Origin of the sequence: Pedobacter hiemivivus, assembly GCF_005144565.1 — a bacterium.
Taxonomy (GTDB): domain Bacteria; phylum Bacteroidota; class Bacteroidia; order Sphingobacteriales; family Sphingobacteriaceae; genus Pedobacter; species Pedobacter hiemivivus.
In genome coordinates this window covers 679,697-696,314 of record NZ_SWDX01000003.1, presented here as the reverse complement: position 1 = coordinate 696,314, position 16,618 = coordinate 679,697, and the positions used below count along the sequence as shown (strand labels likewise).

Below are 16,618 nucleotides of genomic sequence, written 5' to 3'. Positions count from 1 at the left end.
AGTTTTATGTTTCAGACGCATTTATAACCGACAAGTTATTTAAAGAAATAACGGCAAAAGGCCGGTTTTTATATATTATAATCAGTTTTTTATTTATTACGGAGCCCATAAGGCTCCGTAAGTCCTGTAAATATAAGGGTTATTTAACAATTCGCAACTTAGCAAATTTTAATAACAATTGCTTGTTACCCAGACCTTGGAAAAATACGGTCGCTTTTACATCTGGTAAAGTGCCTTCCAGACTGATGATTTTCCCAAAACCAAACTTTTCATGTTCTACCTCCATGCCATTTTGGAAAGCATTTGCTGCATCGGGCGCAAAGCCTGGTGTAGGTACGTGTGCCTTTGGTAGCATTGAGGTTGTTTTTGGACGCTGAGCTGGTGTAGTTGCTGTTCCAGAGGGGGATGACATACTTGGTTTTGGTTTAGTGAAAGTATCACGTTGTTGTGTCCAGGTGCGTCTTTCTTCGTTAAATGAACCTTCGCCCAGTGTACTTTTGGCAGGTTTTACAACTTCAATTTCAAGGAAACGTGCATCGATTTCGTCAATAAAACGACTAGGCTCACAGTTGGTAAGCGTACCCCATCTATAACGTGAAGTAGAGTAGGTGAGGGTAAGTTTCTTTTCTGCACGGGTTACCGCTACATAAAACAGCCTGCGTTCTTCTTCCAGATCGGTTCTTGAATTGAGCGACATTTGTGATGGGAAAAGGTTTTCTTCCAATCCTACTACATAAACATTCTTGAATTCCAGACCTTTAGAGGAGTGTATTGTCATTAATGAAACTGTATCCTTCTCCTTATCGTCTTTTTTATCGTCATTGGTTAATAAGGCAATATCTTGCATGAAAACAGCTAGACTACGGTCTTCAATGTCCTCACGTTCACCAAATTCCTTAATACCATTTAATAACTCTTGTATGTTTTCGTGTCTACCACGACCTTCTTCAGATTGATCGGCGTGTAATTCCTTTAAAATACCAGAATGTTGTGCAATATATAAGGCTGTTTCATAGGCATCCTGTTTTTTTGATTCTGCTGCAAAGCTCTGAATCATTACTGCAAAGTCATTCAATTGGTTGGCAATTCTACCCGGTATATATTGCTGTGGATTACAGATTACCTGCCACATAGTGATGTTGTGCTGGTCGGCTGCTACACTAATTTTCTCAACTGTAGTATCACCAAGCCCTCTTTTTGGGTAATTGATGACCCTTTTGATGGCCTCCTCATCTGCAGGATTAAAGGTTAACCTGAAATAGGCAATTAAGTCTTTTATCTCTTTACGTTGGTAGAAGGATAATCCACCATATATCTTATAAGGAACATTCAGTTTCCTTAAAGCCTCCTCCATAGCCCTTGATTGGGCGTTTGTTCTGTAAAGGATGGCAAAATCATTGTAGTTATAACCTTTGGTGGTACGGTCTTGAACAATAGAATCAGCTACAATCTTACCTTCTTCGTTATCGGTAAAGGCACGCTGAACCTTGATCCTGTCGCCAGACTCGTTATCGGAGAATACGTTCTTTTCTAATTGGTTTTTGTTGTTGGCAATAATACTATTGGCCACCTTAACTATGTTTTGCGTTGAACGGTAATTCTGCTCCAGTTTGTATACTTTCAAATCTGGATAATCGCGTTCAAAGTTTAATATATTCTGGATGTTTGCACCCCTAAAGGCATAGATACTTTGTGCATCATCACCCACTACACAGATGTTCTGATAAGCGGCAGCGAGTTTTTTTACAATCGTATACTGTGAAAAGTTAGTATCCTGGTACTCATCCACCATCAGGTATTTAAATTTCTGCTGGTATTTATTTAGTACATCGGGATGCGTTTTTAGCAAGATATTGGTTTTAAACAACAAATCATCAAAGTCCATAGCACCAGCTTTGAAGCAGCGTTTGGCATATGTTTCGTAGATCACACCAATTAAAGGTCTTTTATTACTGATATCCTCGGCCTGAATTTCAGCATTTTCCATATATTCTGTATAGGAAACAAGGTTGTTCTTTGCTGATGAAATCCGGTTGTAGACGAAGTTTGCATTGTACAGTTTATCATCCAGCTGCAGTTCGCGTAGGATGGTTCTAATCAGGCTTTTACTATCGTCTGTATCGTATATAGTAAAATTAGAAGGATAACCGATTTTTTCAGCCTCAACTCTTAATATTTTAGAAAATACAGAGTGAAATGTACCCATCCAGATGTTTTTAGCTTCAGCTCCCACCACTTTCATGATACGCTCACGCATATCTTTCGAAGCTTTGTTGGTAAAGGTAAGTACAAGGATATTGAAAGGATCTACTCCTTTTTCAATCAAATATGCCACCCTATAGGTGATTACTCTTGTTTTTCCCGAGCCTGCACCTGCAACGATCATTGCTGGGCCTTGTGTGTTTTCTACTGCTGCGCGTTGTTGGGGGTTTAAACCTGCTAAATAATCCAAAATCCGTTCCTGATATTTAAAGTATGCTGTTTATAGATACATTCTTATACAATTGCAAATTTAAGAAATTATGTGCGTTTAATAGAATGTGTTGGTAAATTAGAAAGAAACTGTTCATCTAAAGTGTTGAAATCGCTAAGGTAGCTTATAAAGATAATTTATTTTACTCATAATTAATGGATGTTAAGCGGACATTGGACGGGCCAGTCCGTTCAGTGTTCGTTCAATATCCGTTCAAATGCCGTTCAATGTAAGTTGCCTATAAGGAAACTTATAGGTAATAAACGCTTCTTTTTTATGATAGAGAAAAAATGAAATAGTAGAAAGAAATCTCATTGGGGTGTTTTCATTCTGCCCCTTATATTCCAAATGGTTAACTTAGAGTTATGAAACATCTCTTTTTTATTTGCCTATCCTTTTTATATTTAACTGTTAAGGCACAAGACGCAAGCATAGCCTTGCAAAGAAAGCCCTTATTAAACGCACAAATTATCGATAATGAATGGCGCAAAGTATCCAATGGATTAAATGTCAGTTTTGCATCCAGCAATACGCGCTTTGCAAGAGAATTACCGCCCAAAGTGAATTTAGAAAAGGTGTGGGAAGCAAAAGCCTGGAAAGGCGAAAAAATACATACACAACTGCTGATCTGGGCCAACAAGAGTTTAAATAGTATCAGTTTACAGGTCTACGATCTGCAAGCTGAACAAGGTCAGTTGATTAAAAAAGAGAATATTACGATTGGTTTTTTAAAATATGTAATTACCGATGAATTTAGAGATGGTTGTGGCAACCGAAAAGCAAAGGATTTTGATTCTTCGTATGTGGCAGATATCATTGATACAAAAACTAAATCTGTATCAGTAAGAAAGAATAGTACGCAACCCATCTGGCTAAGTATCAAGGTGCCAGCTAATGCAAACGCTGGACGTTATAAAGGCATAATTAAAATAAAAGCAGATAAGGATTATACCGTACCTATAGTTATACAAGTATTAGATAAAACGTTGTCTAGCCCTCAAAAATGGCAATACGATTTAGATTTATGGCAACATCCGGCGGCCGTATCTCGGCTGCACAATGTACCGATGTGGGGGGCGGAACATTTTTTATTGATGAGAAAGTACTACGAGATGCTGGCAAATGCAGGTCAGAAAACCATTACCGCAAGCATAGTTAATGAGCCTTGGGGGCATCAAACTTATGACGATTATCCGAGTTTGATTAAATGGACCAGGAAAAAGGATGGAAACTGGACATACGATTACAGTTTATTTGATAAATATATAGCCTTTGTAATGGATTGTGGCATTACCGAGCGCATCAACTGTTACAGTATGGTGCCTTGGAAAATCGCTTTTACTTATTATGACGAAAATTCACGAAAAGAAGCCGTTTTTAAAGACGCTATTGGTACGCCAGCTTATAACGCTTTCTGGAAAACCATGCTTGTCGACTTTACTCAGCATCTGAAACAAAAAGGATGGTTTAGTAAAACTTATATTGCAATGGACGAAAGGCCAATGGAGGCCATGAAAGCGGTTATTAAATTGTTGAAAGAGACGGATAAAGACTGGAAAATAGCATTAGCTGGCGAATATCATTCAGAAATAGAACAAGATATAGATACCTACTGCATCGCTTCTAAATGGGATTTTCCAGCGGCTACTTTGCAAAAACGTCAGCAAGAAGGTAAAATTAGTACCTGGTATACCTGCTGTGTCGAGCCTTATCCTAATGCGTTTACTTTTTCATCTCCAGCAGAGGGAGTATGGATAGGCTGGTATACGGCAAGTAAAAATATGGACGGTTATTTACGGTGGGCTTATAATAGCTGGACAAAAACGCCATTAGCAGATAGTCGTTTTACCTCATGGCCAGCTGGCGATACTTATCTCGTTTACCCTGGTCCGCTTAGTTCTATCAGGTTTGAAAAATTAATTGAAGGCGCCCAGGATTTTGAAAAAATCAAGCAATTAAGAGCGTTTTACTCAAAAAACAAGCAGATTAAGGAGTTAAATGAGTTAAATCAGGCTTTGCAAATTTTCGACATAAAATCATTGGCTAGTACCACAGCTGATGAAATGCTAAAAGGAGTAAAACCCCTTCTTAATCGATAAATAAATTATATTTGCCCAAACTAATTTGTTATGCAAGAAATTAAAAAATATGTTGAAGAAAACAAGCAGCGCTTTTTAGATGAGCTGTTTGAATTGTTGCGCTTTCCGTCGGTTAGTGCAGACCCAAAATATAAAGCAGATGTACTTAAAACTGCTGACTTTGTAGCTCAAAAACTGAAAGATGCTGGTGCTGATAATGTAGAGATCTGCGAAACTGCAGGTTATCCTATTGTCTATGGCGAAAAAATCGTTGATGCGAGTTTACCAACCGTTTTAATTTACGGACACTATGATGTACAGCCTGCTGATCCATTGGAGTTATGGAAAACACCTCCATTTGAGCCAACCGTGCGTGATGGAAAGATTTATGCACGTGGTGCATGCGACGATAAAGGGCAATTTTACATGCATGTAAAAGCTTTTGAGTTGATGATGAAGACCAATACACTTGCTTGTAACGTGAAATTTATGATCGAAGGTGAAGAGGAAGTGGGTTCTGCAAATCTTGGCATTTTTGTGAATGCAAATGTTGATCGTTTGAAAGCTGATGTAGTTTTAATCTCTGATACTTCAATGATCAGCATGGAAAATCCGTCTATTGAGACTGGTTTACGTGGATTAGCTTATATGGAAGTTGAGGTTGTTGGCCCGAACCGCGATTTACACTCAGGTGTATATGGTGGTGCTGTAGCTAACCCTGCAACTATCTTATGTAAAATGATTGCTTCGTTGCATGATGAGAACAATCACATCACCATTCCTGCTTTTTATGATAAGGTTGTCGAATTGACTGATGCAGAGAAAAAGGCTTTAAATTCTGCTCCATTTGATTTAAACGAGTATAAAGAAGATTTGGATATCAATGCGGAGTGGGGAGAAAAAGGCTATTCAACATTAGAACGTACAGGAACCAGACCTACATTAGAGGTTAACGGTATCTGGAGTGGTTATATTGGTGAAGGTGCTAAGACTGTCCTTCCTTCTAAAGCTAATGCTAAGATTTCTATGCGTTTGGTGCCTAACCAGACTTCTGATGAGATTTCTGAGATCTTTACCAAGCATTTCGAGCGTATTGCTCCTGATTATGTAAAGGTTAAAGTTACTGCTCATCATGGTGGTGAGCCGGTAGTAACGCCTACAGATAGTATTGCTTATCGTGCTGCTGAAAAAGCTATTGTAGATTCTTTTGGTAAATCGCCAATTCCTACACGTGGCGGAGGAAGTATTCCTATTGTTGCTTTATTTGAAAGCGCATTGGGTATTAAATCTGTGCTTTTTGGCTTTGGCCTGGATAGCGATGCTTTACATTCGCCAAATGAGAAATACGATATTTTTAACTATTATAAAGGAATAGAGACTTTGCCTTTGTTCCACAAGTATTTTGCTGAATTGAGCAAATAGATTAATGAGCAAGTTGATTATTAGCAGCTTGCTTAATTTTATAAAAACACCAATATTCCTTCTCTCCTCGCAGCCTTGAAGAAATGCTGCGCATGTCGATCAGGAACATTGGTGTTTTTATTTTGGATGCCTACTTGAAAGGTGTATTTTTGCGACATCATGCCGCCAGCACCTAAGAAAACATCCACTCCCAGAAGACCCACTTTCCGCCAAACTTACGAATCAGATGCGTCTGGTCGTCCACGCAGAAAAGCTACCCCAAGAAAGAAAGTTGTAAAGAAAAAGCCATGGCCATTAGCCCTTAAATTTTTAATTGCTGCTGTAGTGTTGGTGCTACTTTCTCCATTTTATTACGGCTACGTCATTAAGGGTTTCAGTTCAACCTGGAGCTGGATTAGGGATATTGGTGAAGACCCAAATTACCGCACTTATAGTAGCTTTAATATCCGCATCCCTAAAGGATATAATATTCATGGTATTGATGTTTCTTATTACCAGGGTAAGATAGACTGGAAGAAAGTGAAGTCTATGAAGGAAGATGATGTAAGAATAGATTTCGCTTTTATAAAGGCTACAGAGGGGTTATTTCAGGTAGATCCGTATTTTCAACGGAACTGGCGTGAAGCTCCAAAAGCCGGTGTGATTTGTGGCGCCTACCATTTCTTTCGTCCGCAAAAACCGGGAGAATGGCAAGCTAAGTTCTTTCTGCAGACCGTTAGTTTTGAAACAGGGGATTTACCGCCTGTTGTCGATATAGAGGAATTGAACGATGTCCCAGCCTCAAAAATGCGTATAGAGCTTGCGGCATTTGTAAAGTATATAGAAAAGAAGACAGGAGTGAAGCCTATTATATATACTGGTCTTTCTTTTTATAAGGACTATTTGCGGGGGCATTTTGATGAATATCCGTTATGGATTGCCCATTATCATCAGTCTAAGCTAAAAGTAAATAAGGCTACGAATTGGCATTTCTGGCAACACTCTGATAAAGCTAAAATATCGGGCATCAATCATGTAGTAGATTTTAATGCTTTTAATGGAGATAGTCTTGCTTTTGATCGGTTGTTGATTAAGTAAATGGTTTGTGCTTTTACCTGCGTTTTTATTAAAGTAAAGGGGATAGTAACCTTGCTGCTTTTTCAAGTAATTGCTTGTATAAAGGACGATCAGCCCATTGTTCGGGATCAATTCTTACGGCGTTTTTAACATCGTTATAAAAATTAGCACTCAATTCAGTGGCAATTTGAGCGTCGTAAATAATTGCATTTACCTCAAAGTTTAGATCGAAGCTTCTGAAATCCATATTTGCAGTGCCCACCATCGCTACTTTTTTATCCGTTACCATTGTTTTTGCATGTATAAAGCCTTTTTGGTATTGATAAATTTGAACCCCAGCTTTTAGGAGATCATTGTAATATGACCTGGCCGCAGAGTTTACTAAAATAGAATCTGATTTGCCAGGTACGAGCAGTTTTACTGAAATTCCGCTCAGCGATGATATGATGAGTGCATCAAGCAAACTTTCACCAGGAATGAAATAGGGGCTGGTAATCAGGATTTCAGTGGTAGCCAGGTTAATGGCTTGCAGGATGGAAAATAAAATAGTTGGGGACTCTGAATCGGGCCCACTGGCAGCAATTTGTACTATTTTGTTTTCTTCAGCGATTTTTGGAATTTTAGTTGGGAAAAAGTTGGTGTTAGGTTCCAGTATGGTCTCAGCGCAGAAGTTCCAATCGCACAGAAAAAGATATTGAAGGTATTGTGTACCGGGGCCATCAATGCGTAAATGGGTATCACGCCAGTACAATTGCTTAGTATTGCCATTGTTAATGTACCTGTCACTCACATTAATTCCGCCTACAAAAGAGATGTAGCCATCAATTACAATTATTTTGCGGTGATTTCGATAATTGAGGCGATTGGCTAGTAAAATGAAGTGGACTTTTAGGAAAGGGTAGGCCTCTACTCCGTTTTCGATAAGCCATGGTACTATTTTTTTACGAATGTCTCTACTGCCAAAATCATCGTAAATAAAGCGGACTTTAACACCTTCTTTGGCTTTTGCGATCATAGCTTCAGCAAGTGCCTGGCCAATTTCATCATCCTCAAATATGTAATATTCTATATGGATATGGTATTTGGCTTCCTGAATTGCTGTTAATACTTCTGGGAACTTTTGTTCTCCATTTATTAATAGTTTTACTGCATTTTTAGCCGTTAATGGACTCATTGAGTCATTTAAAAGCATAAAGGCCAGCTCTTTATTACTAAGGACTTCGGCATTGCTTTGTTTAAAGGTTTTTGCCGATGAATGAAGGAGGTCGCGTTTAAATTTTGCCGCGAGATCGTCGTTTTCAAATAGTTTCTTGGTATACATTTTTCGGTGCCGATAATTGATTCCAAAAAAGAAATAAAAGATCATTCCAAAAAAAGGGACAAATATGGCGAAAAGTAGGTAAGCAAGGGTTTTTGTCGTGCTACGGGTATCGTAAATGATGCGCAGGCAAACTAAAATTAAGATGAGCACGTAGGCGATTTCAGCAATCAGCAGCCAGTTCATATTTCTAAGGTTACACGAGTAGATGTGCTGTAAGTTAAGAAATTCAGCTTAATGTTTCCAAATAGAAAAGAGATGAATTAATTATACGAAGGTTATTCGTAAAAATGGCCAATAATACTATATTTGCGGCATTAAAGGATATTCTGAACTTTATTAATGCCCGGATGGCGAAATTGGTAAACGTTGCGGTCTCAGAAGCCGTTGGAGTACAATCCTTGAGAGTTCGAGTCTCTCTTCGGGCACCAGGAGAGACAAATCTATTTTTTTAGAATTTGTCTCTCTTTTTCTTTGATCTAACTCTTTTGTTAATCTGAACCCTTTCCTAGGTGCCTGCGGACTGGTCACCTTTAGCCGACTCAATAATTAAAGATATTAATCTAAATTGTACAGTCACATAAACTTAACCTTAACGTAATATTAGCTGCCTTACTTTGCCATGAGAATTCGTTCAAATGACATTTAAAGAGCTACCCGATCATATACTGATGAAACAATGCAAAGAAGGCAATGAAACGGCCTTCAATGTATTATTTCGTCGTCATTTTGATGACCTGCTCCAATACGCGGGAAGGCAGCTTAAGGATCGTGAGTTGGCTGAAGAGCTGGTGATGGATCTGATGTTAAAACTCTGGCGGCAGACAGAATTTGCAGAAATACAGCATTTGAATCAATACCTCTACAGATCGTTAAAAAATGCGATCATCAGTCATTGGCGTAAAAAAGCATTGTCATTTGTACCTCTTGAAAACATGTCGGCTTCCAATGAACCCTTAAGCCGTTCGGCAGATTACGCTATAATTGATGCTGAAGTGCAGACGTTGTATCAGGATAAACTGGCGGAACTTAGTCCTCAGCGTCGTTTGGTTTATACGATGAGCAGGGAGCTCGAAATGTCTCATGCTGAAATCGCAGCGGAAACAAACCTCTCGGTTAATACAGTGAAAAATCATATAAAAGCTGCACTCAATTATTTCAGAGAAGATCTGAAAGCCTATACCGAAGCAACTTTAATCCTTCTTTTATTATTTCTTTTTTAATTTATTCTGATTGTATATCAGTTGTTTACGTGTTTTGTTGAAGAAATAACATTTCCAATTAGCCCTTGTCATCACTTTCTGCGTGTGTATGTATGAAGGGCAATAATAAATGGAACAGGAAACAGATAAAATACTGATCAGGAAATTCATAGCAGGCAACTGCACACCGCAGGAGCAGGAGTATATAAAAAGACTGATGCTACAAACCGGTGGTCAGGAACTTTTTGAGCAGGTGATGGACGAAGACTGGCAGGAGTTTAAAAATGAAACACCAGCAACAGATCAGTACATTCAAGACTTTCAGCATAGGTTAAACAGTCGGCTGGATGATATAAAACCAGATTTGGTAATCAAAAGGAACCATTTTTATAAATACGCAGCGATATGGACAGTATTGATTCTTGGGATAGCAACTTATGGTGCATTACAGCTCAATAGCACACAGACGGCTGCCAGCATAGCCATGCTTTCGAGCCATAATCCAAACGGACAGCGTTCAAAAATTACTTTATCCGATGGTTCGGTAGTTACCCTGGGCGCAGGTAGTCACTTAACTTATCCTGAACATTTTGGCAACAGTACCCGTGAAATTTCATTGGAAGGAGAAGGCTTTTTTGAGATCACTAAAAATCCTGAGAAACCCTTTATTATCCATACCGGAGAGGTGCAAACACAAGTATTAGGTACCTCCTTTAAGGTCGATGCTTTTAAGGGAGAAGATGTGCAAGTCGCAGTAGCTACAGGGAAAGTAAGGGTAGACCGTAAGACCGAAAATACGGGCAGGCTGGAATCAATTGCGGTATTGTTGCCCGGAGATGCGGTAGACTGGAACCCCGCCACAGGCGCAGCAATTAAAACGAAGCGGACAATAGAAGAGCTGACCGCTTGGCAAAAAGGAAAACTCAGCTTTACCAGTATGCCTTTAAAAAATGTTGTCAATATACTTGAACGCTGGTACAACGTAACTATCGAAATCCGTAATAGAGAAGCCGGCGAGTATAAAATGAACATCATATTGGATGGTACACAGCCGCTAAAACAATTGATGGAGGTACTAAAGGTGACGACCAAAACACACTATAAGATGAACGGTAAAACGATAACCATTTGGTAGAAATTAACAATCACACAAAGAACAGGAACCCATAAAAACAGGAGGAACATGATATAATCCACTAACTCATAAAAAAACCGCTCCCGAACCGGGAACGGCCTTACAGTTTTACTAAGCCATTGGTTTGACCGCCTGGCGGCTTAGCAGAATAACAGTACAGCAATAAAGCCGTACTGATTAACAGATCTTTCGTAAGAAATAACCCGATAACGCACAAAATTATGCAAAATGTAGTAATAAGCTACGATGACACACTAAATAAACTGATATTCCTGATGAAGCTATCTTTTATCATTCTCGCGCTACAACTCACCTTTGCCGGGATGCTGGTAGCGGCACCGGCCAGTAGTCAGGATTTAAGCAAAGTAAAGGTAAACCTGGAGCTGAAAAATGCAGGAATAGCGGAAAGCCTGCTGATCCTGCAAAAGAAAAGTGGCATTAAATTTTCCTTTTATGAGCAACTGCTGGATAAGGAGACAAAAAAAGTAACCCTTCATTCCGCTGATATTTCGGTAAGTGAGGCACTGAAAAGTATATTGAACAATACCAATCTCCGCTACAAGCCATTTAATGATTTCGTAGTCATTGAAGCCAAACCTGTTCCTCAGCAGCCGGGACGGATCTCCGGTAAGATTGTTGACGATAAAGGCGACAACCTGCCCGGAGCTTCCGTTAAGGTGCTCGAGACCGGCCAGTCTGTACAGAGTACCGTAGATGGTGGCTACAACATCAGTTTAAAGCCAGGAAATTATACCCTGGAAATCAGCTATATCTCCTTTCAAACCCAGCGCATTACCGGTGTAACGGTTACTGCAGGTAAAAATACCGCATTAAACGTGGCGATGAAAATAGATGCCAAAGGGCTGAAAGAGGTAACCGTTACCTCGGGCTATAAAAAAGCCTCTGCTGCAGGACTACTGACCAGGCAGAAGAATGCTTCGGAGATGACCAACGGGATTAGTGCGGAACAGATTGGGCGCACGCCTGATAAAAATATTGGAGAGAGCTTAAAACGCATCAGCGGCGTAAGTACTATGGATAACAAGTTTGTTGTGGTCCGCGGTATTTCAGACCGTTATAATGCTGCTGTTCTGGATGGTACAGCCCTGCCCAGTACTGAGGCACAAGGCCGCAACTTCTCCTTCGACATGATTCCCTCAAATCTGGTGGACAATGTTGTAGTGAGTAAAACCGTAACTCCGGATATGAACACCGGCTTTGGTGGTGGCCTGATCCAGATCAATACGAGGGATATGCCTACCGAAAATTTTATGAGTTTTTCTGTCGGCACATCTTATAATGACCAGACTACCGGCAAGCCCTTTTTTACGCACAAACGTGGTAAATATGATTATCTGGGTTTTGACGACGGTGGAAGGAGTGCTCCGGATAACCTATTGGTTACTAATCCCGCTGTTTCCGGTCCGGGAACGATCAAAGGAAATGAAACTTTATCCGCTACAGAATTTCAGGATCGCATAGATGCGCAAAGCCGACGTTTTAAGAACGATCATTTTACACTTTACAAGGTTCCGGCTGCCGCTGGCCAGAATTACCAGTTTAGTTTAGGAAGACTGTTAAATCTAGACACTGCCAAAGCTAACAACATGGGCTTCACAGCAGCCTTAAGTTACCGGAATACACAAAATAATACCATTTTTAAAGATTATCACCGGGGTAAATGGGCCAATGAATACAACAATAATGGTAATTCCTATAGTTTTAATACCACCTGGGGTGCCATATTAAATGTGGGCGTGAAACTGGGGAAACACCGATTTAGTTCGCGTAATACGTATACCCGGATGTTTGATAATGACCTGGTAAGAACAAAAGGTTTCACGAGTGATTTTACCGATGAGATTGCCGTTCGTCCGCCAAATATACGGGAGAACGACAATCCCATATTCACAAGTTTGATGCAAAACAAGCTAATTGGCCAGCACCAATTGGGTAAAGTAAAATTGGAATGGGATGCCGCAAGAACAGGGATCAACCGTGAAGAAAAGGCGATAAGCACGGCTGAACAGGGGCCGGAGTTAATAGATGGGCAATTTGTATACCTCTACGCTCCAGGTAGATATTCTGAACCCAGAGTAGCCCCGATGTCTAACCAATATTATGAAAATGATGAGCGTCATTATAGTTGGGGTATGGCAGGGACTTTACCTTTTAATATTGCTGGTTTACGCAATACGCTTAAAATGGGCTTCTATGGTAACCGTAAAAAAGGAGGGTTTAGCTGGCAAATTGTACCTTTTGTTCAGAGCTCGAATGCAATTAATCCCGACATCAGATATATTCCAGTAAGAGAGATGCAGAAGCCAGAAAATCTGCGCCTGGATGGTTATGGATATCAGATGTGGTTTAATGACCGTTATGCTGGCAAAAGCCGGAATGATGCAGCTTATTTAATGCTCGATAACCGTCTGGGTGAAAAATTACGTATGGTATGGGGAGTACGTGCAGATTATTATAAGTATACTGAAATCAGTAATCCAAAACTTGGAGGTTCAATGACGACTTTTGTTCCAAAGCCGGATCCTGCATGGCGATGGTTGCCATCGGCCAATTTAACGTATAGCATTACACCTGAGATCAATTTCAGGACTTCATGGTCTATTTCCGTGGTTCGCCCGGAGTTGAATGACAACAGTAGCTTTTACCGATATAGTCCATATCTGGATGGCATGATTGAAAATGCCGGATTAACCAGTGTAAAGATTAACAATTATGATGTTCGTGCCGAATGGTTTCCTTCACTAGGAGAAACATTTTCGATAACCGGATTTTATAAACATTTCGATAGACCTATAGAATTAACTCAGTATGCGAATGCAAATACGTTTTACCTGATCTCGAACTCAGAATGGGCGAAAGTATATGGTCTGGAATTTGAACTCCGCAAGAGCTTAAATTTTATTGCGCAAAAGGAATGGTTAAACAATTTAACCTTGTTTGGAAATGCGACTTTACAAAAGTCGGAAGTAGAAGCTAAGTATAGGCCACTGGATCAGGCTGCCGAAGAGATTATTTCGAGAATAAAAAGGCCTATGACTGGTCAAGCTCCATATTTAATAAATGTAGGTCTGCAATACCAGGCATCACGTTTCGGTTTTAACGTGGTTTATAACAAAGCCGGAAGAAAAACTTATATCGTCGCACCTGAAGCAAGATTAATTGACTATGAAATGCCCCGGAGCCAGACCGATCTTCAATTGAGCTATAAATGGTTAAAAAACAAGATGCTGGTTAAATTAAATGCGGGGAATATTTTTAATAAGGCCGCGGCGTTTTATAAAAATTCTCCTGATCCATTGGAATTTAAAAAAGAAGGCTATAAAGAAGGTACTTCTGATAAGTACGAAGCAGGAGAGCAAAAAACTTTTACCCGTAATTATGGACGAACTTTTAGTCTGCAGTTAAACTATAATTTTTAATTAAAAACACATGAAACTCAATATAAAATTCATCTTTTATTCATGCCTGGGGCTGCTTTGGCTATCGATATTTAGTTGTAAAAAGTTAGAATTGGCAGAGTCAGATCCTCCCAATGTAATTGATTTGTTTGTGAAGGGAACCACTTTAACAGATACGCTGGAATTCCTGAAAGATGGAAAAGTAATCGGGCAAACCTATTCAGAACATGGAGAATTTAATGTTAAAGTGGTAATGGAAGATGTAAGTGCAGAATTAAAAATACGCCGTAAAGGACAACAGGAAATTTTGAGTAAAAGAACAATTTCAGCCGAACAAAAGCAGCAAAATATAATCTATTATTTTGATGGTGAGAAAATGTATGCGGACTTCGTCACGGTAAATGTGAAGGGCTTTGCGCAAGGAGAAGTGGAGTTTACTGTTGATGATAGGGTAGTAGGTTCCGGTAGCGGCAAAGATTTCCCGGTCATCAATATAGGTGTTGACGCTGGTCAGACCCGGCTGCTGCAGGTTCGTAAAAAGGGAACGACGGAATCCTTAATGAACAAAGAAGTTAAAGCCGGGTCCTCTGCAATACCTTGGGTATTCTATTTCGACGGGGAAAAAATTTTTGATAAAATAGATGCGGGCCTTCCCGCAAATCCCGTGAATATGTTGCTGACCGCTTCGTTTACATCTAAGCTAAATATATTCCGTGGCCCGGCAGATCTGGTAATTTATGAAGGGAGACGATCGGGGCTGCCTTATCAATCAACAGCAACCACCTTCAGAATTGAATTACCTGAAGATGGTACATTCAGTAAAAGTATAGAGATTCCTCCGTTCCCGGAAGGTGCGTTTAAAGCCTATGTTTTTAGGATCGTTAAAAGAGGGACCCTGACTGAACTGCCCTATGATGTGACAAACGAGATTCTACCTATGCTGCCGTCAACTGGTTTTTCTGGAGGTAGCTTATCATTTACACCCGGAGGGGCCGCTATTTTAACGATTAGTGACGTCAAAGAATATGATGATTGGGACGGCGGTACTTGGATATACTTCAGACATATCGACATTGCATCTTACTTTAAATAATCTAGATAAGGGGCTGTTCAAAAAGGTACTTAGACAGCATACAAAAAAGGGCAGGCATTTTAATAATGCCCGCCCTTTTAATGAATTACTGTATGTATATTATTTCAATTCTCCTGACAAGTAATAATTAGGATCATCAACGCTGGTAATACTACCAACCTGACCTTGAACCGGATCTAATTTATAATCCAATGTAAATTTATGATCGGCAAAGATTTTAGTTAAAGGCAGAACTGCATTCAATATTACAGCTGTTCTTTCTTCGGTATTCACAAATTCAAAATCATAGGTTCCATCTACAGTCTTAGTGTAGTTGTAAACAAATTCCGAAACTGTAGGAAGGATACTTCTGAAAGTAGTAACCGTTATCTTCATCTGTTTAATTTCGTCATTGAAAATGAAATTAATATTGCCCAGTCTTCTCGTGTTAAGTGTTAATGATGTAGACATGGTAGCACGCATGGCTGTAAAGCTTGTCGACCAAGTCTGGAATGGGGTAGAGAACACTGTAATAGTTTTAAAGCGATCAGTTCCCATTAAAATATGCAATGGAATGATTGGAAGATCACCTCTTAAAATATCAATTTGCTTACCAGTGGTCGTTGTTGCGGTAAGCAGGTTCTTACTTTTATCCCATGTGATTGTTTTAAACGCAATGTTGTTAAAAACAAGTGGTTTATTGAAGAACATACCATTGGTGGTATAGGCAAAAGGCGCTTCTGCAGTTTTTACCACGCCATTTTCTACCCAGGTGAAAAAGGCTTTTTTCACATTTAGCGCCATATTCACAGAAAACTGAACTTTGCTTACCTCAGCGTTACCTGTGATGTAAAGGTTTTTGTTGGCATTGAAATAGGTTGTTAGATCAGATACTAACGTTTTAAGTCCACCTTTTAAGTAAAAATCTTGCTGTTCTGCATTCAGTTTCACTAGAAATAAATCGCTCCTTCTCTTTTTTCCGACAAGTTTAACTGTGTCTCCCTTTAGGCTAGAAAATTCGAATTCAAAATCAGATTTAAAACCTACGCCCGCAGTTCCACCAACAACATCCGAATTTGGATCTGCAAGTAAATGCAGGTAGTTATAAGTGTCGAATATTAATGACGGTCCCATAACTGCCTTAAGTCTATAAGTGCTTTCCATGATGTCTGTGGCCGTGCCAGCATCAATTTCAGCAAGCATTTTTACGCGATCCTGGTCATTAAAGTCCATATAAAAGCCGTAGCCGCCACCACCTTCAGTAAATAGGTAGCCTGCCCAGCCGTTTGAGGCAGAAGTAAGTGCCTTGCCGTAGGTTTCTAAACTTTCTTGTGATCTTAATTCTGGCAGTTTTCCGTCGATCATTAAATCTTCTGATCCTTTTTTACAGCTGCTTAGTGCCAGTGCTAAACAGAATATGCTTAATATTTTGATTTTCATAGT

At 39.6% G+C, this 16,618-nt stretch carries 10 protein-coding genes and 1 tRNA gene; 8 read left to right on the top strand and 3 right to left on the bottom strand.

Translation table 11 applies throughout. From position 1 onward, the window contains the following. Positions 1–139: 139 nt before the first annotated feature. On the bottom strand, positions 140–2,452 hold the full coding sequence (locus FBD94_RS10135; protein WP_131611165.1) for an ATP-dependent helicase: 2,313 nt from the start codon (positions 2,450–2,452) through the stop codon (positions 140–142). 386 nt (positions 2,453–2,838) lie between these two features. Between FBD94_RS10135 and FBD94_RS10130 the strand changes: the two genes are divergently transcribed. From FBD94_RS10130 to FBD94_RS10120, 3 genes are all read left to right on the top strand, one after another. Then, complete coding sequence (locus tag FBD94_RS10130) at positions 2,839–4,572, top strand: DUF4091 domain-containing protein (RefSeq protein WP_136880128.1); 1,734 nt, start codon at positions 2,839–2,841, stop codon at positions 4,570–4,572. 30 nt (positions 4,573–4,602) lie between these two features. Beyond that, positions 4,603–5,973 (top strand): dipeptidase, encoded by a 1,371-nt coding sequence (locus FBD94_RS10125; protein WP_136880127.1) that lies wholly within the window; start codon positions 4,603–4,605, stop codon positions 5,971–5,973. 159 nt (positions 5,974–6,132) lie between these two features. Next, on the top strand, positions 6,133–7,050 hold the full coding sequence (locus tag FBD94_RS10120; RefSeq protein ID WP_136880126.1) for a glycoside hydrolase family 25 protein: 918 nt from the start codon (positions 6,133–6,135) through the stop codon (positions 7,048–7,050). A gap of 28 nt (positions 7,051–7,078) precedes the next feature. Here the strand turns inward: FBD94_RS10120 and cls are convergent, their stop codons facing one another. Continuing rightward, complete coding sequence (cls, locus tag FBD94_RS10115) at positions 7,079–8,533, bottom strand: cardiolipin synthase (RefSeq protein WP_136880125.1); 1,455 nt, start codon at positions 8,531–8,533, stop codon at positions 7,079–7,081. Between the two features lie 158 nt (positions 8,534–8,691). Here cls and FBD94_RS10110 point away from each other — a divergent pair. From FBD94_RS10110 to FBD94_RS10090, 5 genes are all read left to right on the top strand, one after another. After that, a tRNA-Leu gene (locus FBD94_RS10110) sits at positions 8,692–8,778 on the top strand. 207 nt (positions 8,779–8,985) lie between these two features. Next, positions 8,986–9,570: an RNA polymerase sigma factor gene (locus tag FBD94_RS10105; protein WP_136880124.1), complete on the top strand. Its 585-nt coding sequence runs from the start codon at positions 8,986–8,988 to the stop codon at positions 9,568–9,570. 109 nt (positions 9,571–9,679) lie between these two features. Further along, positions 9,680–10,684 (top strand): FecR family protein, encoded by a 1,005-nt coding sequence (locus FBD94_RS10100; RefSeq protein WP_136880123.1) that lies wholly within the window; start codon positions 9,680–9,682, stop codon positions 10,682–10,684. A gap of 275 nt (positions 10,685–10,959) precedes the next feature. Further along, positions 10,960–14,124, top strand: a complete 3,165-nt coding sequence (locus FBD94_RS10095) for a TonB-dependent receptor (RefSeq protein ID WP_205945867.1) — start codon at positions 10,960–10,962, stop codon at positions 14,122–14,124. Positions 14,125–14,134: 10 nt separating this feature from the next. Then, positions 14,135–15,196 carry a hypothetical protein gene (locus FBD94_RS10090; protein WP_136880121.1) on the top strand — a complete coding sequence of 354 codons (1,062 nt, stop codon included), beginning with the start codon at positions 14,135–14,137 and terminating at the stop codon, positions 15,194–15,196. A 99-nt stretch (positions 15,197–15,295) separates the two neighbouring features. Here FBD94_RS10090 and FBD94_RS10085 read toward each other — a convergent pair whose 3' ends face one another. Next, positions 15,296–16,615, bottom strand: coding sequence for a DUF4302 domain-containing protein (locus FBD94_RS10085; protein ID WP_136880120.1), 1,320 nt, complete (start codon positions 16,613–16,615; stop codon positions 15,296–15,298). Positions 16,616–16,618: the final 3 nt, after the last annotated feature.